Origin of the sequence: Chryseobacterium sp. ON_d1, from assembly GCF_006829085.1 — a bacterium.
GTDB lineage: Bacteria > Bacteroidota > Bacteroidia > Flavobacteriales > Weeksellaceae > Chryseobacterium.
The window spans coordinates 131,437-155,737 of record NZ_BJTC01000010.1 but is presented as its reverse complement, the minus strand read 5'-3'; the positions used below and the strand labels follow the sequence as shown (position 1 = coordinate 155,737).

21 protein-coding genes are annotated in these 24,301 nt (G+C 37.2%); 12 read left to right on the top strand and 9 right to left on the bottom strand.

Annotation, left to right across the window (positions count from 1 at the left end):
• Nucleotides 1-7 precede the first annotated feature (7 nt).
• Both CRS_RS16585 and CRS_RS16580 read right to left on the bottom strand, forming a co-directional pair.
• Nucleotides 8-883 (bottom strand): TraB/GumN family protein, encoded by an 876-nt coding sequence (locus CRS_RS16585; RefSeq protein ID WP_142725131.1) that lies wholly within the window; start codon nucleotides 881-883, stop codon nucleotides 8-10.
• Nucleotides 884-1,039: 156 nt separating this feature from the next.
• Nucleotides 1,040-1,951 carry a DUF4349 domain-containing protein gene (locus CRS_RS16580; RefSeq protein WP_142725130.1) on the bottom strand — a complete coding sequence of 304 codons (912 nt, stop codon included), beginning with the start codon at nucleotides 1,949-1,951 and terminating at the stop codon, nucleotides 1,040-1,042.
• Between the two features lie 207 nt (nucleotides 1,952-2,158).
• On the opposite strand from CRS_RS16580, the gene CRS_RS16575 reads away from it, so the two are divergent.
• Nucleotides 2,159-3,517, top strand: coding sequence for an acyl-CoA dehydrogenase family protein (locus CRS_RS16575; protein WP_142725129.1), 1,359 nt, complete (start codon nucleotides 2,159-2,161; stop codon nucleotides 3,515-3,517).
• Between the two features lie 65 nt (nucleotides 3,518-3,582).
• Here the strand turns inward: CRS_RS16575 and CRS_RS16570 are convergent, their stop codons facing one another.
• Nucleotides 3,583-3,960: a DoxX family protein gene (locus tag CRS_RS16570; protein WP_142725128.1), complete on the bottom strand. Its 378-nt coding sequence runs from the start codon at nucleotides 3,958-3,960 to the stop codon at nucleotides 3,583-3,585.
• A gap of 153 nt (nucleotides 3,961-4,113) precedes the next feature.
• On the opposite strand from CRS_RS16570, the gene CRS_RS16565 reads away from it, so the two are divergent.
• Entirely contained in the window at nucleotides 4,114-4,359 is a 246-nt protein-coding gene (locus tag CRS_RS16565) for a hypothetical protein (protein WP_142725127.1), read from the top strand.
• 103 nt (nucleotides 4,360-4,462) lie between these two features.
• On the opposite strand, the gene CRS_RS16560 is transcribed toward CRS_RS16565, so the two are convergent.
• Entirely contained in the window at nucleotides 4,463-5,575 is a 1,113-nt protein-coding gene (locus tag CRS_RS16560; protein WP_142725126.1) for an AI-2E family transporter, read from the bottom strand.
• 209 nt (nucleotides 5,576-5,784) lie between these two features.
• Complete coding sequence (gene lon / locus CRS_RS16555) at nucleotides 5,785-8,190, bottom strand: endopeptidase La (RefSeq protein WP_142725125.1); 2,406 nt, start codon at nucleotides 8,188-8,190, stop codon at nucleotides 5,785-5,787.
• Nucleotides 8,191-8,450: 260 nt separating this feature from the next.
• Here lon and CRS_RS16550 point away from each other — a divergent pair, with 260 nt between their 5' ends.
• From CRS_RS16550 to serS, 10 genes are all read left to right on the top strand, one after another.
• Nucleotides 8,451-10,604 (top strand): SurA N-terminal domain-containing protein, encoded by a 2,154-nt coding sequence (locus tag CRS_RS16550; protein ID WP_142725124.1) that lies wholly within the window; start codon nucleotides 8,451-8,453, stop codon nucleotides 10,602-10,604.
• A 128-nt stretch (nucleotides 10,605-10,732) separates the two neighbouring features.
• A complete protein-coding gene (locus CRS_RS16545) occupies nucleotides 10,733-11,683 on the top strand; it encodes an MlaD family protein (RefSeq protein WP_002983898.1) in 951 nt (316 codons plus the stop codon).
• Between the two features lie 8 nt (nucleotides 11,684-11,691).
• Entirely contained in the window at nucleotides 11,692-13,029 is a 1,338-nt protein-coding gene (locus tag CRS_RS16540; RefSeq protein ID WP_142725123.1) for a (Fe-S)-binding protein, read from the top strand.
• A 78-nt stretch (nucleotides 13,030-13,107) separates the two neighbouring features.
• Nucleotides 13,108-13,893, top strand: coding sequence for a (Fe-S)-binding protein (locus CRS_RS16535; protein WP_047428861.1), 786 nt, complete (start codon nucleotides 13,108-13,110; stop codon nucleotides 13,891-13,893).
• 102 nt (nucleotides 13,894-13,995) lie between these two features.
• Complete coding sequence (locus CRS_RS16530) at nucleotides 13,996-14,484, top strand: hypothetical protein (protein WP_002983890.1); 489 nt, start codon at nucleotides 13,996-13,998, stop codon at nucleotides 14,482-14,484.
• A 97-nt stretch (nucleotides 14,485-14,581) separates the two neighbouring features.
• Complete coding sequence (locus CRS_RS16525; RefSeq protein ID WP_142725122.1) at nucleotides 14,582-15,715, top strand: glycosyltransferase; 1,134 nt, start codon at nucleotides 14,582-14,584, stop codon at nucleotides 15,713-15,715.
• A 5-nt stretch (nucleotides 15,716-15,720) separates the two neighbouring features.
• Nucleotides 15,721-16,974, top strand: a complete 1,254-nt coding sequence (locus tag CRS_RS16520) for a lipopolysaccharide biosynthesis protein (RefSeq protein ID WP_142725121.1) — start codon at nucleotides 15,721-15,723, stop codon at nucleotides 16,972-16,974.
• A 65-nt stretch (nucleotides 16,975-17,039) separates the two neighbouring features.
• On the top strand, nucleotides 17,040-18,938 hold the full coding sequence (gene asnB, locus CRS_RS16515) for an asparagine synthase (glutamine-hydrolyzing) (protein ID WP_142725120.1): 1,899 nt from the start codon (nucleotides 17,040-17,042) through the stop codon (nucleotides 18,936-18,938).
• 38 nt (nucleotides 18,939-18,976) lie between these two features.
• The gene (locus CRS_RS16510; RefSeq protein ID WP_142725119.1) at nucleotides 18,977-19,495 is read left to right on the top strand and encodes a hypothetical protein; all 519 of its coding nucleotides are present in this window, start codon (nucleotides 18,977-18,979) and stop codon (nucleotides 19,493-19,495) included.
• 66 nt (nucleotides 19,496-19,561) lie between these two features.
• Nucleotides 19,562-20,830 carry a serine--tRNA ligase gene (gene serS / locus CRS_RS16505; RefSeq protein ID WP_142725118.1) on the top strand — a complete coding sequence of 423 codons (1,269 nt, stop codon included), beginning with the start codon at nucleotides 19,562-19,564 and terminating at the stop codon, nucleotides 20,828-20,830.
• Between the two features lie 59 nt (nucleotides 20,831-20,889).
• On the opposite strand, the gene CRS_RS16500 is transcribed toward serS, so the two are convergent.
• From CRS_RS16500 to ccoG, 4 genes are read right to left on the bottom strand one after another with little or no spacing between them, the layout of a single operon-like run.
• Nucleotides 20,890-21,627 (bottom strand): hypothetical protein, encoded by a 738-nt coding sequence (locus CRS_RS16500; protein ID WP_142725117.1) that lies wholly within the window; start codon nucleotides 21,625-21,627, stop codon nucleotides 20,890-20,892.
• Nucleotides 21,628-21,645: 18 nt separating this feature from the next.
• The gene (locus CRS_RS16495) at nucleotides 21,646-22,371 is read right to left on the bottom strand and encodes a sulfite exporter TauE/SafE family protein (RefSeq protein ID WP_131436537.1); all 726 of its coding nucleotides are present in this window, start codon (nucleotides 22,369-22,371) and stop codon (nucleotides 21,646-21,648) included.
• The gene (locus tag CRS_RS16490) at nucleotides 22,362-22,814 is read right to left on the bottom strand and encodes a FixH family protein (protein WP_142725116.1); all 453 of its coding nucleotides are present in this window, start codon (nucleotides 22,812-22,814) and stop codon (nucleotides 22,362-22,364) included. The genes CRS_RS16495 and CRS_RS16490 overlap by 10 nt, the downstream gene beginning before the upstream one ends.
• 9 nt (nucleotides 22,815-22,823) lie before the next feature.
• Complete coding sequence (gene ccoG / locus CRS_RS16485) at nucleotides 22,824-24,278, bottom strand: cytochrome c oxidase accessory protein CcoG (protein ID WP_142725115.1); 1,455 nt, start codon at nucleotides 24,276-24,278, stop codon at nucleotides 22,824-22,826.
• Between the last annotated feature and the right edge of the window lie 23 nt (nucleotides 24,279-24,301).

Genomic DNA, 24,301 nt, shown 5'->3' with positions numbered 1-24,301 from the left:
GTTACAGTTATAAGTTTGATACAGGTTTTACCGTATAGCCTTTTGCTTGCAGAAGAGGGATAATTCCATTTTTACCCATAAGGTGTGATGCTCCAACAGCAAATAAAGAACTTTCTTTTTTCATCATGGCAGGCATTATTTTTACCCAGTTTTGATTTCTGTCGGTCAGCATTGCTTTTTCCTGTTGGGAATTCATAAATCTTTCAACTTTAAAAAGACGGTAAAGAGATTGCACATTTTCATTTTTAAAAGCTTCAATCATCTGTCCGAATAATATTTGATATTCCCTGCCCATTTTCAATTGAGCAATGGTGCTCTTAAGATCGTAAGCCTTATTAATCGATTTCATCTGATCTTCTACTTTTTCAAGCCCTTTGATGCTTTTTTTATCTTTCATTGCTCTCTGAAGAAGTTCCATTTCATAAAGCTTTACTTCAGTCTTTGGACATGGAGTCGCTTTGGTGGAAAGCAGCGCATAAAGTGACTGGGGACTTGAAGAATCAACACTTTTCAGATCAGTTCCGTAATTGGCAAGAATTGTATTTAATTCTTTAGCTTCTTCCGGGGAAAGCTGATCAGATATCTTGCTGTCAGCCTGAAACATTTTTTGCAGTGATACCATCTCAGCAGGATCTGTATAGTTAATTTCCATAATAAAGCTTTCTGTGCTTTCAAGAGCTTTCAGAACCTTAGGTCTGATCTCAAAATCTTTACTGCATAAGATATGAAAAGTTCCGGTAATGTAAGATGGTTTAGGGAGACCGTTCCCCGAGACTTCCCAAAGCAGACTGTTGTCTTTTCCGTTGTTTGTGTTCTGTGCTTTTGCAGTCAAAGAGTTCACTGATAATAATGCGGCGAATCCAAGTTTTATTAAATTTTTCATAGTAGTTATTTTTTTGATTCTCTGTTCTTTTAAACAGTAGGTAAAACAGGAGTTGTAATCGTTACAGTTTTTTTTTCAAAAAAATAAAACCTCCCGAAAAAAGGAGGCTGTAAAATCTAAAATTATGATGATAACCAGTTGGTTATGAGTATTCTTTTATTCCTGGATTTTTGAATGTTCAGGTTTTGAAGTTTTTCTTTTTTTCAGAAAATAGATCAAAGCAGCTGCAATTAATAAGATCGGCCAAATGTTGATAAGAGCAACGATAATTCTCTGGATAAGGTAAAACCCATAGATGAAACCGTCTTTTGCGTCATAGATGAAATTGTATTTATATTTATTATCAATGCTTGTAGTATTGGTAACGGCAATTTCAGCAATACGCAATTGAGGCTCTTTGATGTAAATATCAACTGTGCTGTACTTCAGATCATCTGTCATATTCATACTTTGCAGCTTTTGAAGATTTCCTTCAGACATATTCTCATTATCCAGCGTTACTTTATCTTTATTTGTTTTCAGCTTGCTGATGTTTTCGGCGGTCTTTTGATTTCTTTTTCCTTCCAGTTCAGAATATTTGATGTTGGCTGTCACATCTTCCGCATTGATGGATCTTGAATTAAGGAATAATTTGTTGGCATTGATGGCTGTTAAAAGGTCACCCAGTTTTTCAGTGGGAATACGAACCTGCATTGTGTTTTCCGTTTGATATTTTTTAACAAGCATCGCTTCTTCATTAGAAGTATTATAGGTACTTTCAGAAACCACATTACTTTGAAGATTACTGTTGGTAACAAAACCACCGAGTTCCTGCACCGATTTTTCAATAGCGATGGTTGCATTATATACGTCTTTTACTTCCATACTGACGTCTCCTGTCTTGATGAACTGTTTGTCTTTTACCTTCATACTGGCTACTGATGAAATGCTGTCTGAAACAACAGCGGCAGTTGTATCACTGGTGGCATAAGCATCAAGATCAGTTGTGGCAACTTCTCCTTTTTTACATGAGTATATTCCTAATAAAAGAACAGCTGATAGGGATAATGTAATATAAGTGGTTTTCATAGCGTTGATTTTAAATGTTTTCCTTGAGCCAAAGTTCAGTCAGGATCTTTTGTAACGCTTGAAAATCAAAAGTAAAAAGTTTGTAAATAAATTTTCAGTTGTAATGGATTGAAATTGAATTATTTGTAAAACAGATCTGTGTTCCTGCTATTGGTTTCGGAGCAGTTTTTGCTTATCTTTTACAAACCAAAACTACAATCTATCACTATGTCAAATACGTTTTCCAAAATCAGAGACGCAATAGGATTATTTACATCCATAGATTTTGATCAGTTGAGTGCTATTTCTCAAAAAGTAGATCTGCCCAGGCTGATGCATAATTTTTCAAAGCTGGATGACAAACAGCTTTCAGGATTGATGAAAATGCTTGATCCGGAAAAGAAAAAAAAAGAACTTCCGCCTATAGATGGTGATTTCTATGATATTTACCATACACTGACCCCTGAACAGCGTGAAATTCAGCTTAAAGTAAGGGCGTTCATGGAAAAAGAAGTAAAACCTCTTGTGAATCATTACTGGCTCAGAGATGAATTCCCTTTCGAGCTGATCCCTAAGTTCCAGAAACTTGACATCTGCGGTGTTACCTATGAAGGATATGGCTGCCCGGGAATGCCCTTCCTGATGGAGGGTGTTATTGCTATGGAAATGGCGAGAATTGATGCTTCAATTGCTACATTTTTTGGAGTACAGTCAGGGCTGGCGATGGGATCTATTTATATCTGTGGCTCGGAAGAGCAAAAACAAAAATGGCTTCCGCAGATGCAGAAATTTGAAAAGATAGGAGCTTTTGGGCTCACGGAACCGGAGGTTGGCTCAGGAGCTGCAGGCGGGCTTACAGTAACCTGTAAGAAAACTACTGAAGGGTGGGTGCTTAACGGCCAGAAGAAATGGATAGGCAATGCCACTTTTGCTGATCTGATCATTATCTGGGCCAGAGATCTGGACAGTGATGAGGTAAAAGGATTTATTGTGGAAAAAGATAATCCAGGATATTCTGTAGAAAAGATTAAAGGAAAAATGGCTCTAAGGATTGTCCAGAACGGCTTGATCACCTTAAAAGACTGTCTCATAACTGAAGAAAACCGTCTGCAGAATGCTAATTCCTTCAAAGATACAGGAAAAGTCCTCAGAATGACCAGGGCCGGAGTTGCATGGATGGCCACAGGCTGTGCACGGGGAGCTTATGAAAGTGCACTGGAGTATACCCGAAAAAGAGAACAGTTTGGAAGACCTATCGCTTCATTCCAAATGATTCAGGGGCATCTTGTGGAAATGCTGTCTAACCTCACCGCAATGCAGACCATGGTTTTCAGATTGTCCGAAATGCAGGATGAAGGAATTTTAAAAGATGAACACGCTTCACTGGCAAAAGTTTTCTGTACACTGAGAACAAGAGATATCGTTTCCAGGGCCAGAGAAGTGATGGGAGGTAACGGAATCCTTCTGGAATACGATGTAGCCAGATTTGTTGCTGATGCAGAAGCGATTTATTCTTATGAAGGTACAAAAGAAATCAACTCGCTCATCGTTGGACGATCGATTACAGGTTTCAGTGCTTTTGTATAGAGAAGAGGTCGGATGACAGGTAATAAGTTGTAGGTACTGCAACCTGCAACCTATCATCTGTGACCTTACGAAACTAAGTGTTTATATTTTTCCCTATTATCAATAATCATCCAAAGGTTGATCAGAAACATCACTCCGGCAATACCCATTCCCATTGGAGATTTGTCCAAAGTGAAGACGTGAGCAACAATTCCTACCATAACAGGTAAAATAACGATAGCTCCTAAGGCTCTTGTTTTAGGAAAAATGAATAATAATCCGCCGATCACCTCTACAGTCCCTACTAGAGGCATCAGCCAGCTGATTTCTCCAAAAGCAGAAAAAAGTTTCATTTGTTCAGGTGTCGGTTTCTCCATCGGCATGTAATTAAAAAACTTGTTTAATCCGGCATTAATAAACATAAGTCCGAAGAGTAAGCATAAGATGAATTTTATTACTTTCATGATTGATGATTTTATATCAAATGTATAATAAAAATAGGATTCGTTGATTATATTTTTATAAGAAATATGCAATTAATGTTAATGTAAGGTTAACGTTGTGTTTTGAATAATTTTATTATTTATATTTGAAATGCAAACTAAACTAATAATATTATGCTGAAAAACCTTAAAAAGTTAAACCGTACAAATCTGAGAGAAATCCATGGAGGAATTGATAAATGTGATATAGGGCCAATAGACTGTCCATGTAAAATTCCACCTGGGCATCCTTGCCTTGGGGGTGGAGGAGGTGGGAATCCTGAACCGGATAAAGGATACTGCCCGGACAGCCAAACGTATATTTTCTGTACAGAAACCTGTCCAAATGGAATGAGTCCTTTGTGTGCTATTTCATCATAAAATAAAACGACCGCCTTGAAAAAGGCGGTCGTTTTATTTAAGAGGTAAACAAACAATGTTGTAGGGTTATGTCAACTCTTACTCATTTTTCATTACTCATATTCTAGTCCATTTCCTTAAGTGTAATATTCTTGGAAATTTTATAACTTTTCTTTTTCTTATTAGCTTTCTGTTCCTCACCAAGAAGTCTTCCCCATGGTTTGAGATCATCTACCTTTTCACAGATAATTTTTATAATAGCTATTGCCGGAATGCAAAGGAACATACCCGCAATTCCCCAAAGATGTTCTCCTAAAAGAATGCCGATAAAAGAAAATAAGGCATTGATCTTTACTTTAGAACCCACCACAAATGGCAGAACGATATTGCCGTCTACAGCATGAATGGCAATATACCCCAATGCAACGTAAATACATGTTGAAGGAGTAGAAGTGGCAAATGCTATAAAGCAGGAGATTAAAAGAGAAATAAAAATCCCCAGATACGGAATGACATTTAACAGCCCGGTAAGAACTCCTAAGAGAATGGCGTATTTCACTCCCAGAATCGTAAGAAGAACAGATGTTAAAATGGAAACGATAATAACCTGGAGAAAAAGTCCGAAGATATATTTCTTGGTCATAATACGGATCTCATTTACAGCTTCCACTACGCTTGCTTTATGTCTTTCATTGAAAACCGTAACAATAAAATTATTTAACAGTCTTCTGTAATTTAAAATAAAGATAAAAAACAGCGTGAAAAATATAATAAACCCAAAGCCTGTTGAAAAAATTCCGAAAGTAAACCCTAAAATCATCCCTGAAGAAGATAACAGTTTATTCAATCCCTGATTGATATAATCTACCTGTTCATCCACTTTTACATTGAAGGTTCTTGAAACCCAGTGCTGAAGACTATTGAAAACAGTAGTAAACTGTTCCTGAAGATGAGGAAGATCTTTACTGAAATCAGACAGCTGGTTGGTAAAGAAATAGATAATACCACCCAAAATCATCAGCATAATGAATACCGAAGTCATTGTAGACATTGATCTCGGAAATCTTAGTTTTCTTTCCATAAAAGTGGCCGCCGGTAAAAACAGCATAGCCATAAGGAATGCCAGGAAAAAGGGGGCTAGAATAGTCTGTCCTAATGCCAGAAGATAGCCAAGACCAATGACAGAAACTACCACAAGGGTTAGCTTGACAAGGAAAGGAAGTCTAAGAAAATTCATAATTTAAAAAATCTGCAGTGTGGAATAAAAATAAGAAAAACCCGTGTGAATTGAAAAAAATTATTCAATCCTGCAGGATTTTCTTGTATTGAAGCAAATTTTATTCCACCTAAACAGGAAAATTGCACTTTTTTGTTCCTGAAAGAAAAAACACGCTCTGATATGCAGAACGTGTTTTCTTATGAGAAGTTGATATGTTATAAATTGTTTTATTCTTCGATGGCGATATCTATCACTTCTTCCATTCTGTTGACATAATGGACTCTCAGGTTTTTCAGATAATCTTTTTTGATTTCTTCCACATCTTTTCTGTTAGCCTCACAAAGGATAACATCTTTGATTCCTGCTCTTGTTGCCGCAAGCAGTTTTTCTTTAATACCTCCTACAGGAAGTACTTTTCCTCTCAATGTAATTTCTCCTGTCATCGCAAGGTGAGGTTTCACCTTTTTATTTTTAAATGAAGAAACCATGGAAGTCAGCATGGCGATACCTGCAGACGGCCCGTCTTTAGGGGTTGCTCCTTCAGGAACGTGTACGTGAATGTTTTTCTTATCCATGTCTTCCTGCGGAATCCCCAGCTCGTCATGTTTTGCTTTTATATATTCCAGGGCAATAGTAGCAGATTCTTTCATGACCGTTCCGAGGTTTCCGGTCATCGTTAATGCTCCTTTACCATTGCTTAAAATACTTTCAATATAAAGGATGTCTCCTCCTACACTTGTCCATGCAAGACCTGTTACAACACCTGGAACTCCCGTGATTTCCGACAGGCTTTTCGGTCTTGGTACTCCAAGAATTTCATCTACTTTTTCAAGTGAAATTTTGGGATCATATTCTTTTACCAGAGCAGTCTGAAGAGCTACCCATCTTGCAATGGCAGCAATTCTTTTTTCCAGGGTTCTCACGCCGCTTTCTGAAGTGTGTGCTTCTATAATATGTTTAAGCTCTGCGTTTCCGAGTTTAAATGATTTTGCATCCAGACCATTTTCATCCTGTTGCTTTTTGATCAGATGTCTTTTAGCGATCTCAATCTTTTCCTCCAGCGTATAACCGGCAATCTGAATGATTTCCGTTCTGTCCAGAAGAGGAGTCTGTATTGTTGAAAGTGAGTTGGCCGTAGCAATAAACATTACTTTTGATAGATCATACCCCATTTCCAGGAAGTTGTCATAAAATGACTTATTCTGTTCAGGATCAAGGACCTCCAGTAATGCGGAACTTGGATCTCCATGCAGACCCTGTCCGATTTTATCAATTTCATCAAGAACGATTACCGGGTTCGAAGTACCGGATTTCTTGATGGACTGCAAAATTCTGCCCGCCATGGCTCCAATATAGGTTTTTCTGTGTCCGCGGATTTCGCTTTCGTCATGGAGACCACCCAGTGATAATCTTACATATTTTCTTCCCAAAGCATCAGCGATGGATTTTCCTAAAGAAGTTTTACCAACCCCCGGAGGCCCTACCAATAACAGGATAGGAGATTTCATGTTGTTTTTTAATTTTAAAACAGCCATGTGCTCCAGGATTCTTTTCTTGATATCTTCCAGTCCGAAATGTGCCTTATCTAGTACTTTCTCAGCTTTTGCAATATCAAAAATATCTTTTGTGTAGGTTTCCCAAGGAAGGTCAGTAAAGAAATCCAGATAATTTCTCTGCACATTATAGTCCGGAGAATTAGGGTTCTGGCGCTGAAGCCTGCTGATTTCCTTTTGGAAATGTTCTTCTACTTCCTTGCTCCATTTCTTGTTTTTGGCTTTTGCAAGCAGATCTTCAACGTCACTTTCAGGGCCTCCACCCAATTCTTCCTGAATGGTTCTGATCTGTTGGTTCAGAAAATACTCTCTTTGCTGTTTGTCAAGATCTTTTGACGTTTTCTGGTGAATCTGGTTTCTCAGTTCAAGCTTTCTGAAATCCTCATGCATCATCTCATAGCACTGGTTGGCTCTTGTCATCAGGCTTTTCTCTTCAAGAAGCTTCTGCTTGGCTATCGAAGAAAAATTAGCGTTGGTGCAGATGAAATTCAGAAGATCATCATTATTATTAATATTTTTAATCGCGAAGTTTGCGGCATTAGGAATATTCGGATCAAGTTCAATGATCTTTAAGGCAAGGTCTTTGATGTTCTCCAGCAATGCTTCATATTCTTCCTGATCTTTGGGCCGGGTATCTTTTAATTTTGATATTTCTGCTTTGAAATATGGCTGGTTTTCAACAATTTTTTTGATCTTAAACCTATGAAATCCTTTGGTAATCGCTGTAATATTACCTTCCGGCAGCTTGATGATTTTAATGATCTTTGCCAATGTGCCGGTCGTATAAATATCTTTTTCGGAAGGTTGTTCCAGATCCGAATTTTTCTGGCTTACAATTCCTATAAAATCACCATTCTTCTGGGCTTCTTCAAGAAGCTGTATTGAGGTTTTTCTTCCTGCAGTAATGGGAATTACCACATTAGGGAACATCACCATATTTCTTACGGGAAGTATAGGGAATATCTTCTGTTCGGAATTTTTATCAGTCTCTGCAAAGTCTGAAAGATTGATTTCTTCAGTTACGATATCAAATCCGTCACTGATCATTTCTTCTAAACTAATATCTTCAAATTCTGTCATAGTCAATCGAATGACAAATTGTCATTTTCGTTTTTTATCGTTAAAGGGATTTTTTACAATATGCTCTGAAAACGTGTGGCATCTTATAATATCTAAAAAATGCACAATACTTATGCCATTTGTTTTTTACTTAAAAATACGGCCAAAATTTCCTTTTTTAGATAATCTTTACATTAAAAATCAAAATAAAGCAGTTCTGTTTCTGTAATTTCTTAAAAATGTGTATTTTCGCAAACTGATAAAAAACTATAATTTATAAAATGGCAATTTTAGGACAGATTAGGAGTAAGCCTTGGCTTTTAATGGGAGTAATAGCCTTAGCGCTTTTAGCGTTTTTGGTGAACCCGGATAGTATTGACAAGGTTTTTGGTAAGAATCCTGATGTTTTAGGAAAAGTAAATGGTGAGAAAATCACCCGCGAAGAGTTCAATGATCAGCTTTTCGTGTTGCAACAGCAGGCTGAACAGCAAGGTCGTCCGAAAAACGGTCTTGAAGAGCAGGCTTGGCAGTTACTTGTACAATCTAAACTTATCAAGCAACAGTTTGAGAAACTGGGCTTTGAAATGACTGATGATTATTTCTGGAATCAGATCCAGTATGATCAGATGTTTGCTCAGAATAAGCAGTTCTTTGATGAGAAAGGTAACTTTAAAACTCAAGAGCTTAAAAAAGAAATTGAAACATTACAAAACACCAACCCACAAGGATATGCTCAATGGCTGAAAACCAGAAAGACAATTGAGTACAGACTAATGGCCAGACAGGTGTTTACTAATCTTTCAGTAGGGATTACTACAGGAAAGAAAGAAGCTGAAGAATTAATGAAGCAGAGAGATCAGCTTGCAGATATCGACTTTGTAAAAGTAGATTATGCAGCATACCTTCAAAAAACAAAGATCAATGTGACTACACAGGATCTTGCTGACTATATCAAACAGCATCCTGTAATGTTCAAAGCTGAGCCAAGCAGAAATATAGGGATTGTATTCTTCCCATCTAAGCCTAGTGCAGCAGATGATGCCGCAACTCTGAAAGAAATTACAAAATTATATTCAGGGGGTACGGATGCAAGCGGAGGTACTGAAAACTTCCAGAATACCAAAAATGACTCTATGTTTGTAACGGCGAATTCTGACGCGCCATTCAATCCTCAATATGTCAATCCTGCTCAATTGCCTCCAACGATCAAAGATCAGATCACTGCAGCAGCAGTAGGTCAGACTTTTGGCCCTTATAAAGAGCAAGATGTTTATGTCGTATCTAAGCTTGTAGGTAAAAGACCTTCAGACTCTACTTTATCAAGACATATCCTTATTGCATTCAAAGGAAGCCCTGCAGGTGAAGGAGTGACAAGAACCAAAGAGCAAGCTAAGAAATTAGCAGACTCAATTGGTGCTATTGTAAAGGCTACTCCTGCCAAATTTACAGAATTCCTTAAGCTTTCCAGCGATCCGAATTCTGCAGCTCAGGGAGGAAGTCTTGGATGGACCACTGCGGAAACACCTTTTGTTCCTGAATTCCTTGCTTACCTTGCAAACAATCCTAAAGGAGCTACAGGAGTAGTGGAAACTCAGTTCGGTTACCATATCATTAATATTGAAGATAAAAAATCCGGATCAATGGGGTATAAAGTTGCTAATCTTGTGAAAGCAATTAAACCTTCTGATGCTACTGAGGCTGAAACAGACAAAAAATCAAGAAAATTCATTCAGCAGGTTCAAGGGAAATCTTTCAATGATTTCGTAAACATTGCTAAGAAAAATAACTATCAGTTCTCGAATCCAAAAGCAGCTAAAAGATTTGAAGGTCAGCTTCAGGGCTTAGGTACCGAAAAAGATGCAGATATCCTTACATGGGCTTTCGATAAAAAAAGAACAAAAGGAGATACTGAATTATTTACAGTAGATGGAACAGGTGATAAAATTGTAGTTTATCTGAATGGAAAACAGGAAGCTGGTCTTGCTGATCCTGAATCTGTAAGAGATCAGATTGAAGTTATCGTTAAAAATAAACTGGCAGCAAAACAAATTTCTGATAAAATTACAGCAGCAAAAGCTTCCAGCTTAGATCAGATTGCTAAGTTATTTGCAGCTCCAAAACAGTCAGCTCAGGTAAACCTGCTGAACCCTTCAGTAGCTGGTGCTATGGAACCTAAAGTTGCCGGTGCAGCATTTGGTGTCGCAAAAGGTAAGCTTTCCAATCCGGTAGAAGGAGGAACAGGTGTTTATGTTCTGATCAAAAAATCAGAAACAGTCAACAAACAGCCTGGAGATCTTAAGCAGTTTACAGAATCTCTTACTCAAAGAAATGCCGGAATGTTCGGACAGGCTTGGATGAAGAGTCTTCAGGACAACGCAGATATCGAAGATTACAGAATCGAGATCTGGAACAAACTGGGAAATCAGCAACAATAAGAAATTCATTTCAATGATATAAAAAGCGACAAATTTTTTTGTCGCTTTTTTTGTATTTAACGCAGAATAATAAAGGAAAAGATTTATTTAAAATGTATTATATTTGCTTATTAGAAAAAAATTAGCAAGTGAAGTTCAGTAAAGAATTAAAAGCTGGTGTGATTGCACTTCTAGCTATCGTAGGCTTTGTGGTATTGTTTCAGTTTATGAAAGGGAAAAGCCTTTTTACTACCGACAATATATTTTACGCAAAATATGACAATGTAGAAGGTCTGGCGCAGTCTGCGGCAGTTTCTATCAATGGTCTTAAAGTGGGGCAGGTAGACAAGATTATTCCTATCACCTCAAAAGATGGAAAAATTAATTTTGTTGTAAAAGTTACTGTCGACAATAAATTTGAATTTTCAAAAAACTCATCACTGGAGATCTTTGAACCGGGACTAATGTCCGGTAAAGAAATGAGAGTAAACCTTATGTATGGAGGGCCGACTGCAAAAGACGGTGATACATTAAAAGGAGCTTTCAAACTGGGGACGCTGGGAAGCCTTTCTTCTCAGGTAGGCCCTGTAAAAGATCAGTTACAGGTGGTTCTTCATAGAGTAGACTCCCTGATGGCCAATGCAAACCAGGTTTTTGATGCTCAGAACAGAGCTGAAATTAAGGCTTTGTTAGCTAACCTTAACAAAACGGTTGGTGCATTACAGGCTACAGCAGGAAGTGTAAACAATCTGGTAGGACATAATGATCCAAAACTGCAAAAGGTGCTGGATGATGCAAGCCTTACCATGCAGAGCGGAAAAGTAACATTAGATAAATACGGACACCTTGCAGAAAGTATCGACACTAAACAGTTGAATGCTACCATTGCAAGTTTAGATGCTACAGTAGGAAAATTGAATCAGGTGATTGGCGGAATAGACAAAGGAGAAGGAAGTTTGGGTAAACTGATGAAGGATGATCAGCTTTACAACAACCTGAATTCGGCATCTTCCAATCTGAATACATTAATCGAAGATATGAAAGCGAATCCGAAGAGATACATCAACTTCTCGGTTTTCGGTAAAAATAACAAAGACTAATACACCTTATGCAGTACATCGATAACATTATTTTCCTGATTTTATTAGTGGCCGGATTTGGACTGTTTGCCAAAAGCCTGCAGAAGATCTACAGAAATATCAGGCTGGGTCGTGAAATCAATAGAAATGACAGAAAATCTGAACGCTGGAGTACCATGGCCAATGTAGCTATGGGCCAGAGTAAGATGGTAAAACGTCCTGTTGCAGGAATTTTACACATTTTTGTTTATGTTGGTTTTATTATCATTAATATAGAACTCATTGAAATAATTGTTGATGGAGTGTTTGGAACTCACCGTTTTCTGGCCTCGGTTTTGGGACACGGATTCTACAGTTTCTTTACAGCTACATTAGAAGTCCTGGCACTTTTGGTTGTAATAGGGGTCGTTATATTTTTCATCAGAAGAAATTTTTACGGGGTCAAAAGGTTAACAATGAAGGAACTTTTCGGATGGCCAAAAGAAGATGCCAACTGGATTCTTATCATTGAATTTGCCCTGATGATGGCTTTCTTTAAAATGAATGCTTCAGATTTTATTTTACAGTCAAGAGGCGTTTTACCAGTACATGGAAGTTTCCCGATCAGTGAAATGACATTGGTTCCGTTTTTGGAAACCTTCAATTTTGATAACGGATTTTTGATGTTCACAGAGAAAGCAGCCTGGTGGTTCCACTTTGTAGGGATTCTTTTCTTCATGAATTATCTTTATTATTCAAAGCATTTACATATTATTCTTGCATTTCCGAGTACATGGTATGCAAATCTTGAGAAAAAAGGGAAATTCAACAATCTTGAGTCCGTAACAAAGGAGATCAAATTAATGATGGATCCAAATGCAGATCCTTACGCTGCACCGGCTGAAGGGTCAGAAGCTGATGTGCCTTCGAAATTCGGGGCAGAAGATGTTTTTGATCTGAACCAGGTACAATTGCTTAATGCCTATTCATGTACGGAATGTGGACGTTGTACTTCAGTGTGCCCGGCCAATATTACCGGTAAAAAACTTTCTCCGAGACTAATCCTGATGAAAACCAGAGACAGGTTGGAAGAAGTGGGAAGAAACATAGATAAAAATGGAAAATTTGTAGACGACGGTAAAAAACTGTTAAACGATTATATTACAAAAGAAGAACTTTGGGCCTGTACAACATGTAATGCGTGTACAGAAGCCTGTCCGGTATTACTTGATCCGCTTTCCATTATTTTTGAAATGAGAAGATTCCTGGTAATGGAACAGTCTGCTGCTCCTCAGGAACTTAACCTGATGATGACCAATGTGGAAAACAATGCTGCCCCTTGGCAGTACAATCAGGCTGACCGTCTGAACTGGGCCAATGAAAATTAATATAACAAAGTAAAATAATGCAGCAATGTAGCAATCATTGGTAAATTGGTACATGAGCATATTGATAAATTTGAAAAGATGGATTTCAATATAAAAACAATGGCAGAATATGCTGCCGAAGGAAAAGCACCGGAAGTTTTATTTTGGGTTGGATGTGCGGGAAGTTTTGATGACCGTGCCAAGAAAATTACAAAAGCATTCTGCAAGATATTAAATAAAATAGGCGTTGAATTTGCCGTTCTGGGACAGGAAGAAAGCTGTACCGGAGACCCTGCAAAAAGGGCCGGAAATGAATTTGTTTTCCAGATGATGGCGCTTACCAATATCGAAGTACTGAACGCTTATGAAGTAAAGAAAATCGTAACAGCTTGTCCACATTGTTTTAATACTCTTAAAAACGAATACCCAAGCTTAGGCGGGCACTTTGAAGTAGTACATCATACCCAGTTTCTTAAAACCCTCATGGAAGAAGGAAGACTGAAAATTGAAGGAGGTGCATTCAGAGGGAAAAAGATTACCTTCCATGATCCATGTTATCTGGGCCGTGCCAACGATGAATATGAAGCTCCGAGAATGCTTCTTGAAAAGCTGGATGCGGAGCTTGTGGAAATGAAGCGTTGCAAGACCAATGGGCTTTGTTGTGGAGCAGGAGGTGCACAGATGTTTAAAGAACCTGAAAAAGGAAATAAAGACATCAATATTGAAAGAACAGAAGAAGCTTTATCTTTTGAACCTAAAGTAATTGCTACAGGATGTCCTTTCTGCAACACCATGATGACAGATGGGGTAAAACACTTTAATAAAAATACTGAAGTAGCCGTAAAAGATATCGTTGAACTTCTTGCTGAAGCAGAAGATTTATAATAACTTTTTACATACAGATTTAAACTCAGGAGTCATCCTGAGTTTATTGTTTTTATTTACTCTGAAGAAAAAATCGTAATTTTACAGTCTAAATTGAAGGATATGAAAATCGAAGAATCTAATATTGTAGAAACCAACGACTACAGAGTCATTATATATCCGGCTTCAAGGCCTTTTGAAACCAAAGAAGCAAAAGCCATTACTGAAAAATTATTTGATTTCCTTGCAACATGGGCAGCTCATGGAAAACCCCTTTCTTCTTCATTTAAAATTGAAAAAAATCAGTTTATCATCGTATGTGTAGACGAAGAAAAAGAAATGGCTTCGGGATGCAGTATTGATGCCTTAGGAAAAGTAATGAGAGAAATTGATGAAGAATATCAATTAGGCCTTTTCGACAGAATGAAAGCAAGTTTTGTGGAGAATGGTGAAGTAAAAACTTTAAAATTAATGGATTTCAAGACAAAGCTGAGAAACGGAGAACTTTCAGATGATATCCAGGTTTTTGACTTCTCTAAAAATACTTATCTGGATTTTTTGAGCCACTTCCTTCTTCCTTTGGAGAAAAGCTGGGCGGCCTCTATAAAATAACTGCTGTAAAGCAATACAGCAGAATAATCATAAAGTGGAAAATATATTTCCACTTTTTTGTTTTAATGTATCTTTGTGTAGATTCGAGTAGAGACTAATGCCTAAAGTACTTTTTTTAACGACATCCCACAGCTATAATGATGACCGTATTTTCTATCATCAGGCAAAAGCTCTTAGAGATAATGGGTATGAAGTAAAGATATGCAGTTTATATACAGATTACAGCGGTGGTATAGATGGCATTGACATAGAATCTTATGCTGTGCTGGAAGAAAGTATTGAAAAGAAAATGGAAACTTTCAGAAAGGTTTGCCATACGTTTCAGCCTCAGTGTATCATTTGCTCCGAACCTCTTGCAGTGGCAGCAGTAAGAAAATTTGTAAGGCAGCATAAAGCAGCTTGTATTTATGATGTTACAGAATGGTATCCTTCCATGTCAATGCTCCAAAAGTACCGGTTTCCTGTTAAAATTTTTCAGGCCGTGAAATTTACTTTTATTCAGCTGTATGCAGGATTTTTGAGTACCCGTTTTATTTTTGGAGAAACTACAAAAAAGTTCCCTTTAGCCTATTTTTTCGGATTTAAAAAGCAGATGGTTCTTCCTTATTATCCGGATACCCATTACATTAGAGAAAGTGTTAAACAGCTTGAACTGGGTAGAGTTACCCTTTGCTATACCGGTCAGATTTCTAAAGATAAAGGAATTGATAATTTTTTTAAGACTGCAGATAAACTCCGCCAAAAAGCTTCTTCGCTTCATATCAGAATCCTGATCATCGGGTCCGCTGTAGAAGAAAGGGATAAACTTTATTTCTCAGCGTTACTGAAGAAATATAATTTCGATGATATTGAGATAAGAAAACCAACGGTTTTTGAACAGTTTACAGAAGAATTGGCTGATGCAGATATCTGTTTTGATCTTCGTGAAATCAACTTTGAAAACAACCATTCTCTGCCGATAAAGCTGTTTTATTTTATGGGAGCAGGTAAACCGGTAATTTATTCAGATCTGAAAGGGATCCGGAAACATATGGGAAAACTTTCTTTTGGGAGCTTGGTAGATCCTCATAATGCTGATGGGATCTCGGATGTTATTATTAATTATATCAGGAATCCTGAGTTGTATCACGCTCATGCGCTCAATGCTGTAAAAGAATTTAAAGAAAAATACAATTGGGAGATGATAAAATATTCCTTTGTTGATTTTGTGAAAAAATCCATTGATAAATAATCACCATGCAGCTTACTATCATTAAAACATTTGTCTCACGTTTTCTTATTCTGATCCTCAGTTTCGGGCTGGTGATCTATTCTACGAATATGTGGGGAAGTGAGGGTAAGGGAACTATTTCCATCGTAATTGCGAATGCAGCTGCAGTGAGTTTCTTCAGTAATATTTTTTCAGGGAGCAGCGCTTCTTATTTTGCTTCAAGATTCAAAATAGAAAAAATCTTACTTTATGCTTATCTTTGGTCACTTCTGACAGGACTTTTAATTCCTTTTTTATTCAGTCTGGCTTCTATTCAGGGAGAATACCTTTTCTATCTTATCGGAATCTCCGTTTTTTCTTCGCTTTTATCTACTAATGTCAGTTTATTTATTGGAACACAGGATATTAAAAAGTTTAATCTTTATACGGTTTTACAACAGCTTGTTCATATTATCTTTTTAGGAATACTGGTGTATGGGTGTGGGAAGAAAGATGTTTCTGTCTATTTTCTTGCACAGATCAGCTGTCTGGCTCTTCTTTTTATCTCCAGTTTTTTTCACATGATCAAAAAATGTAGGATTTCTGAAATATCATTCTGTAAAGATGTTGCTAAGAATATGTTTGAATATGGCTGGAAAACGCAGCTGAGCGCGTTTATTCAGTTTCTCAATTACAGGCTCTCGTTTTATTTTTTAGAACATTTTGAAGGGATTGCCAGTGTAGGAATATTTTCCATTGGAGTTACATTTTCAGAGGCCATATGGACTATTACCCGAAGTATTGCTGTCGTTTTATATTCAGATGTCGTCAATAGTAAAAGCCGGGAAGAATCTATAAGAAAAACCAAAGAGTCTTTAAAGCTGACCTTTACCCTAATGATAGGCTTCATTTTGGGGATTATTATTATCCCGTCACAGATTTATGAGATGATTTTTGGGAAAGAATTCAGAGATACCAAAGAAATTATGCTTCTTTTATCTCCAGGAATTTTTGCCATAGCCTTAAGTGATATGATTGGACATTACTTTTCAGGAATGAGAGACCTGAAGATCCTTAATATTAAATCAATTGTTGGGCTGGCAGTTACAGTGGTGTTTTCTTTTATTGCAATACCCGGATGGGGAATTTTAGGAGCCTGTATTGCCACTACGTCATCCTATTTGGTTTCAGCTTTCCTGTTGTTTCAAAAATTTTATCGCTCTACAGCATTTAGTTTGAAAGACTATTTTGTTTCAAAAGAAGAAATACAGCTTTTAAAAGAAAAACTTCTGAAGAAATAATTCTTTCGCAGACGCAAAGAAAATAATGTCATTTTCTTATTTTTACAAATCTATTAAGTATTACTATGTGCGGTATCAGCGGCTATTATTCATTTCATAAAAGTATTTCCTCTACAAATATTATGGAAATGAATCAGGCGATCAGACACCGCGGGCCGGATGATGAAGGGTTCTGGCTGTATGACCTTGGACGGGCAGTCTCTTTTTCAGGCAATGATTCTACCCAAAAGATAAAAAAGCAATTTCCGGTTTTACAGGATGAGACTTCACAGATTGCCCTGGGTTTTCGCAGATTATCCATTATTGATCTTTCTGAAAAAGGACACCAGCCAATGCTTTCTGAAAATGAACAGATTATCATCACATTTAATGGTGAGATTTATAATTTTAAAAAACTAAGGAAAGAACTTGAAAGTTTAGGATATACCTTCCAAAGCACTTCGGATACTGAAGTTATCCTTGCGGCTTATGAAGAATGGGGGACTGCCACCTTTGAAAAGCTGGACGGAATGTTTGCCATTTGTATTGTGGATCTTATTTCACAAAAGCTTATCCTGGCAAGAGACAGAGTAGGGATGAAACCTTTGTTTTATCATCAAAGTGAAGAAGGACTGGTCTGGGCTTCAGAAATAAAAGCATTACTGAAAAATGAGTTTGTAAAGCCTGAAATCAATTGGAATGGAGTGTATACCAATTTTCTTTTTCAGACAACACTGAGCCCGCAGACCTGCTTTCAGCAAATTTTTTCTCTGGAACCTGCTTCCTTTATGACGGTTGATCTGAAGAGTAAAAACATTATAAAAGAAAAATTCTGGACACTGCCTTTCCCAGCTACAGAAAATATTTCTGAAGAGGAAGCTGTAAGAATAATAGATGAGCTGATTTCTGAGAGTATTTCAGAACAATTATATGCAGATGTTCCGGTGGCGGTTATGATGAGCGGAGGAATAGATTCTACCTTAATTGCTTCTAAAGCAAAATTTTTCAATACTGATATTAACACATACACTATATCCTATCCGTTTTCTGAAGAAGAAGTGAAAAATGCATCTATAGCGGCTAACTATTTTGGTGTTTCGCATGAGGTGAAAGAAGTAAGTGATGAAGAAGCTTTGGAACAGCTTAAGGAAAATATCCAGCATTTTGAAGAACCCTACAGTAGCATTGAAGTGTTGATCAATGCAGCGAAATATGCCCATGATAAAGATTTTAAGGTCGTGCTAAGCGGAAATGGAGCTGATGAGCTTTTTGCAGGCTATTCCCATACGCTGAAGCTAAATAAGTGGCTTCTGATGAGGAATTTTAATTTTCTAGGTCCACTTATCTTTACAAAAGATAAATTTTCACAACGGGTAAAAAATTATTTCTCTAAGGATGATATGTTTGATTTTTTCAGACAGAATCAGGTCAGTATGATGCCTTTGGAAGTTAAAACCCTTATAAAACAGGATATTTACAGAACAATTCATTCAGACCTTTCCCAATATCATCTTTCAGAAACAAAAAGCTATTCCGGTTATTTTGAATATGACATGAAATATTCGCTGTCCTCCCATCATGTTTTCCGGGATGATCTGAGTGCCATGAAATACAGTGTCGAATTTCGTTATCCTTATCTGAGCAACAGCCTGATAGATTATGTGTCAGCGCTGCCTGAGAACATAAGATTTAATGGAAATCAGAATAAACCTTTATTGCGTAAAACTGCAGAAAAATATCTTCCCGAATCAGTTTTGAATATGCCTAAAAAAGGATTTTCATTTCCTGTCAATTATTTTATTAAAAACGAAAAAAAAGTAAGAGACTTTATTGTTGAAAATCTTGAAAGGTTAAAGAAGAGAAATTTCTTCAATGCTTCTGTAATTGATGAGTGGTGGAATCATCAGGAGCACGAATATGATTGGGTAAAAATATGGCAGCTGGTAACTTTTGAGCTATGGTATCAGAAATATTTTGAAAAATAAAGGAGGAGCCTAAAGATTAATATTTTACCTTTGTAGTCATGATGAAATATTTTTGGAGTATACTTGTTGCGGTTTTTGCACTGATAAGTTGCAAAAATGATGATGATTCTTTGCAGAGAATAGATCAGCTGCTGAATATCTACATGAAGAACAGTGCCGGTCAGGATTTGCTGAACAGCAAGAAAACAGGATCTTATACTGGGTATTCCGTGAATGATATTTTTGGAACCAAAGACATTTCTCCGGTAAGTATTCCGTTGAAAATGACAACAGACTCCCTGTTTTATATGGAATATCTGGCAGGTGCCAAAAGAAGAAGACTGGATTCTATAAGCCCTGACAATCCGGGAACAGGAACTTCTTACTATTCCAGAATGCAGATTACCTATACGAAAAGTACGAATGCAAATGATAATGTTATAGATACTTTGGAGGTTCAGTATCGGAATACACCAACGGTATTTCAGGTTTCAAAAGTTTTGTATAACAGGGTTCAGGTATTTTCAAAAGATGCTGATGCTCCTACTTCGATAAATACTGTTACGATCACAAAATAATTTTTAAATTTGTACAAGTGTTAGCTGATTGTAAGCTAACCATCTAATATTTAACATCTCAATAAAATGTTACAAGTCAATTTTTTGCGCGACAATAAAGAACGCGTTTTAGAAGGTCTTAAGAAAAGACAATTCAAAAATCTTGAGTTGGTAGACGAGGCTATCGCTGCCGATGACGAAAGAAAAAGAATCCAGTTTGAACTAGATTCCCAGCTTTCCGAAATCAACAAAATTTCGAAAGAAATCGGACTTTTGATGAAAGAAGGAAAAAAAGAAGAAGCGGAGTCAGCAAAATCTAAAACAGCACAATACAAAGAGTCGAGCTCAGAATTGAAATCTCAGTTAGAAGTTAAAGAAAATGACTTGCTGAATATCCTTTACCAGCTTCCCAATATTCCAAATGAACTGGTGAAGAGTGGGGCTTCTGCTGATGATAACGAAATTATTTTCCAGTCTCATCCTGTAGAAGGACTTGGTGAAGGTGCAATCCCTCACTGGGAGCTGGCTAAAAAATATAACCTTATCGATTTTGAATTGGGGGTGAAAATTGCCGGAGCCGGTTTCCCTGTTTATTTAGGAAAAGGAGCCAGATTACAGAGAGCTTTGGTTCAGTATTTCCTGGATAAAAACGTGGAAAAAGGATATACGGAAGTGAATCCTCCTCACGTGGTAAATGAGGCTTCAGGTTTTGGTACCGGACAGCTTCCGGATAAAGAAGGGCAGATGTATTATGTCAATGAAGATAAATTATATCTTATTCCTACAGCTGAAGTTCCTGTAACCAATCTTTACCGTGATGTTTTGTTTGATGAAAAAGATCTTCCGGTTAAAAATACAGCATTCTCTCAATGCTACAGAAGAGAAGCAGGAAGCTATGGAGCTCACGTAAGGGGACTGAACCGTCTTCATCAGTTTGAAAAAGTAGAGATTGTAAGAATTGAGAAACCGGAAAATTCTTATGCTGTGCTGGAAGAAATGGTAGAACACATCAAAGAAATCCTGACAGACCTTGAACTTCCGTTCAGAGTATTGAGACTTTGCGGTGGTGACACAGGTTTTGCCTCTGCAATGACCTATGACTTTGAAGTGTGGAGTGCAGCTCAGGAAATGTGGCTGGAGGTAAGCTCTGTGTCTAACTTTGAAACATTCCAGGCGAACAGGCTGAAGTGCCGTTATAAAGCTGATGGCAAATCTCAGTTGGTTCACACCTTGAACGGTTCTGCGATGGCACTGCCAAGAATTATGGCAGCATTACTTGAGAATAATCAGACTGCGGAAGGTATCAAACTTCCTAAAAAGATTGCAGAATATGCAAGATTTGACGTGATCAACTAAGTGGATCACTTAATTCAGTATATTATTATAAAACCCACCGGAGTCCGGTGGGTTTTGCTTTATTCTGTAATGATTATAATCTTTTTATCAGCGTTTTTAAGTTTTACATCTTTATCATAAATGGCTTTCAGATCATATTCTATCCTTATCGAATGATCATCAATCTGCTTCAGCCAGTCATGTTTCCCTGAAATTGATTGTATGGGATTCTCGAACTTTAAAGTAGTGCCTATTTTTTTGAAAAACATGACCATCATACCGGCAATTTTTTCAGCTTCTTCCTTTGAGCTTTTGGTTTTGATCGCTTCTTCAATGCTTTTAAGATTGAAATTTTCAGTATCAATTGTCAGCGTTTTTCCATCCCAGTTATTGTAAATATTCTGATCCAGCGGTATTTTTTCGGTTTTGGTAAAACTTTTCAGTACTTTATAATCATCTGGAGCAAAATGTTCCATCTTAAAAGAAAACCCAGCCAGTTTATTGTCCTCTTTTGCAGACTTCATGAAGATCTTTTTCATAATCCTGATGGAATCCGGATTTTCAGTTTTTAATTTTCCTTCCTTTTTGGCAAGATCATACATGCTTGTCCAGATCGTTGGAAGCTTATCTACTTCTCCAAATTCTTTCTCCTTTAATGAATCAGGTGTCATAGCCATCATTTCTGCCATAAACTCTCTTGTATCGATATCGGTAACAGAAGTAGAAGCGGCATCCTTATGATAAACAATTTCAGAATTCACACTGCAGGACTGCATCATAAAAAGGCTTATCAGGAATAAGACAATGATTTTCTTCATGGTTATGTAAATATAAATTTAATGGCAGTTAACAGCTCCGTTCGGATCTTTAACGATTGTCATAGCTTCTGCTTTCGGAGAAACGTATGGGATGCCCAGTTCAAGACCTCTCAGTATGAATAATCCTCCCAGAATAATCATAATCACCGGGACTGCTTTCAAAACTTTTATTCTGAAGGCCTGATTCATGAGATTACCGGCTAAGACGATGGCAAACATGAAGGGAAGAGTACCCAGACCAAATAAGGCCATATATAAAGCTCCCTGCCATATTCCTCCGCCTGCCAGACTTGCGGTAAGAGCCATATAAACCATTCCACAGGGTAAGAAGCCATTAAGTAGTCCTGTCGTAAATCTTGAACGGTAGTCTGCTTTCTGAAGAAGCCTTCCCAGATTCATTTTTACGCTGTACAGGAATTTAGAAAGAAAAGGAATTTTTGAAGCAAAATCTTTTCCTCCAAATGAAAATACAGCCATGATAATCAGAAGAACTCCGGCAGTAATAGTCAGATATTTCTGAAAGCCCGCCATTTCAAATCCCTGACCGATGATCCCCAGAAGTGCACCTAATAACGAATAGGTGAAAATTCTTCCGAATTGATAGGTAAGGTTCTGAAGATAGAAATTGGCAGCCTGTTTTTTGGTTAATCCCATCGATAATGCAATAGGACCGCACATTCCGATGCAATGAAAACCGGAAGCAAAGCCTAAAGCAATAGCCGACACAATAAGTCCTATTTCCATATCACATCATAATCCATTCTGTAGTCTGTTTTATCTTTCGTCCAGCTCAGTCTCAGGGTGTAGTTTCCTACTTTCAATACCTGTGCAGGAATTGTGAAAGACTGTCCGGCGTCAAGCTGTACAGATTTTTTAATGTCTAAATTCTGGTCGTCGGTTCTGTTTAAAACAAATTTTACCGTAGTATTGGAGTTGTTATAATCTTTTGGAAAAGTAATTTTAATTCCCTTGGTATCCTGGCTGTATACAGGTTTTTCCTGTAGTTCATCCGCTTTTTTCTTCGCATCAATAACGTCCTGATACTTCAACTCTTCTTCATAATAATTATCCGTTACCATTTCAGAGTTCTTCTGTCCGTTTGGAAAAAGAAACATCATGGATAATATAAAGATAATAAATGCTAATAATGCAATGACAACACCATGTCCCCAACTAAAGTTCTTCATTTTTTCTAATTAAAATTGCAGTTTGAATGGTCCTTCAAAATAGGTCTGATAAGAATCAATCAGTTTACCCTTCATATCGTAAACACCAATTGTGATATTCTGTTTAGAAAGCTTCATTTCATCTTCAGGGAAGCTGATATTGATTGTTCCTTTGGAAATTTTATCTCTGTCAACCTGAATTTTACTTGATGCACTGTAAGTAATTTCACCATGCGCAGGATCGATTACTTTGATCGTAACAATTTTCTTATCATTCGTTTTATTAAGGAAAGTATAATTATAGGTATTGGTAATTTTACCGTCTCTTACAAAAAATGTACTTCCTGCCGGTTTAATGAATTTAGCCTCCATTTCACCACGGCTGTACAGAAGATATCCTAAGAAACCTACCAGTAGAAATAAGAATATTGAGAATCCTTTCATTCTTCCGGTAAACCTGAATGGGGTTTCTTTTTCAATTTCGTTCTCAGAAGCATATCTGATCAGTCCTTTTGGCAGACCTACTTTTTCCATAACTTCATCACAGGCATCTATACAGGCTGTACAGTTGATACATTCCAGCTGTTGTCCGTCCCTGATGTCAATTCCGGTAGGGCATACCACTACACACTGATGGCAATCAATACAATCACCCTTTCCAGCAGCTTTTCGGTCTTCTCCTTTTCTCCATTTCGCTCTGTTTTCTCCTCTTTTAAAGTCGTAGAAAACATTGATGGTATCTTTATCAATCAGTACTCCCTGAAGTCTTCCATAAGGACATACTAATGTACAAACCTGCTCTCTGAACCATGCAAATACAAAATAAAATGCAGCAGTAAGAAGAATCATTACAATAAAATTGGTAGGATGGGCAAATGGTCCTTCACCAACAATCTTAAATACTTCTTCATACCCTACAATGTACATAAACATAAAGTGAGTGATGATCAATGAAATGATGATATAAACAGTCCATTTTAAACTTCTCTTCCAGATTTTCTCACTATTCCATTCCTGTCTGTCCAGTTTCATCTGCTTATTTCTGTCACCTTCAATCAGATATTCTATTTTACGGAAGATAGATTCCATAAAAATTGTCTGAGGGCAAATCCACCCGCAGAAAATTCTTCCGAATGCAATCGTAAAAACAATAATGAAGATTAAAGATGCGATGGCACCTAAAGTAAGGATAAAAAAGTCCTGTGGATAGAAAGGCTGTCCAAAGATGAAAAATTCCCTGTCTATGACATTGAACATCAATAATGGATTACCATTGATTTTGATGAAAGGTAATGTAAAATAAATAATTAATAACAGATAACTTACAATATTCCTATAGTTGGTGTATTTTCCTTTGGGTTTTCTTGGAAATACCCATTTTCTTTTCCCGGATTGCTCCATTGTCCCTATAGAATCTCTGTAAGTTTCAGGGTCCAGAACCTGTCCCTGTCCGCCTCGTACTTCTATTTCTTCTATGTCTGACATATGTAATAGGTTTTAAAAAAGAA

Bases quoted from the DNA above. Each gene is read 5' to 3' on its own strand.
- CRS_RS16565 (WP_142725127.1), top strand. From the start codon at position 4,114: ATGCTGAAAAACCTTAAAAAGTTAAACCGTACAAATCTGAGAGAAATC.
- asnB (WP_142725120.1), top strand. From the start codon at position 17,040: ATGTGCGGTATCAGCGGCTATTATTCATTTCATAAAAGTATTTCCTCT.
- CRS_RS16585 (WP_142725131.1), bottom strand. From the start codon at position 883: ATGAAAAATTTAATAAAACTTGGATTCGCCGCATTATTATCAGTGAAC.
- CRS_RS16495 (WP_131436537.1), bottom strand. From the start codon at position 22,371: ATGGAAATAGGACTTATTGTGTCGGCTATTGCTTTAGGCTTTGCTTCC.
- CRS_RS16530 (WP_002983890.1), top strand. From the start codon at position 13,996: ATGAAAATCGAAGAATCTAATATTGTAGAAACCAACGACTACAGAGTC.
- CRS_RS16520 (WP_142725121.1), top strand. From the start codon at position 15,721: ATGCAGCTTACTATCATTAAAACATTTGTCTCACGTTTTCTTATTCTG.
- CRS_RS16490 (WP_142725116.1), bottom strand. From the start codon at position 22,814: ATGAAGAACTTTAGTTGGGGACATGGTGTTGTCATTGCATTATTAGCA.
- CRS_RS16540 (WP_142725123.1), top strand. From the start codon at position 11,692: ATGCAGTACATCGATAACATTATTTTCCTGATTTTATTAGTGGCCGGA.
- CRS_RS16550 (WP_142725124.1), top strand. From the start codon at position 8,451: ATGGCAATTTTAGGACAGATTAGGAGTAAGCCTTGGCTTTTAATGGGA.
- CRS_RS16560 (WP_142725126.1), bottom strand. From the start codon at position 5,575: ATGAATTTTCTTAGACTTCCTTTCCTTGTCAAGCTAACCCTTGTGGTA.
- CRS_RS16575 (WP_142725129.1), top strand. From the start codon at position 2,159: ATGTCAAATACGTTTTCCAAAATCAGAGACGCAATAGGATTATTTACA.
- CRS_RS16500 (WP_142725117.1), bottom strand. From the start codon at position 21,627: ATGAAGAAAATCATTGTCTTATTCCTGATAAGCCTTTTTATGATGCAG.
- CRS_RS16580 (WP_142725130.1), bottom strand. From the start codon at position 1,951: ATGAAAACCACTTATATTACATTATCCCTATCAGCTGTTCTTTTATTA.
- serS (WP_142725118.1), top strand. From the start codon at position 19,562: ATGTTACAAGTCAATTTTTTGCGCGACAATAAAGAACGCGTTTTAGAA.
- CRS_RS16535 (WP_047428861.1), top strand. From the start codon at position 13,108: ATGGATTTCAATATAAAAACAATGGCAGAATATGCTGCCGAAGGAAAA.
- lon (WP_142725125.1), bottom strand. From the start codon at position 8,190: ATGACAGAATTTGAAGATATTAGTTTAGAAGAAATGATCAGTGACGGA.
- ccoG (WP_142725115.1), bottom strand. From the start codon at position 24,278: ATGTCAGACATAGAAGAAATAGAAGTACGAGGCGGACAGGGACAGGTT.
- CRS_RS16510 (WP_142725119.1), top strand. From the start codon at position 18,977: ATGATGAAATATTTTTGGAGTATACTTGTTGCGGTTTTTGCACTGATA.
- CRS_RS16525 (WP_142725122.1), top strand. From the start codon at position 14,582: ATGCCTAAAGTACTTTTTTTAACGACATCCCACAGCTATAATGATGAC.
- CRS_RS16570 (WP_142725128.1), bottom strand. From the start codon at position 3,960: ATGAAAGTAATAAAATTCATCTTATGCTTACTCTTCGGACTTATGTTT.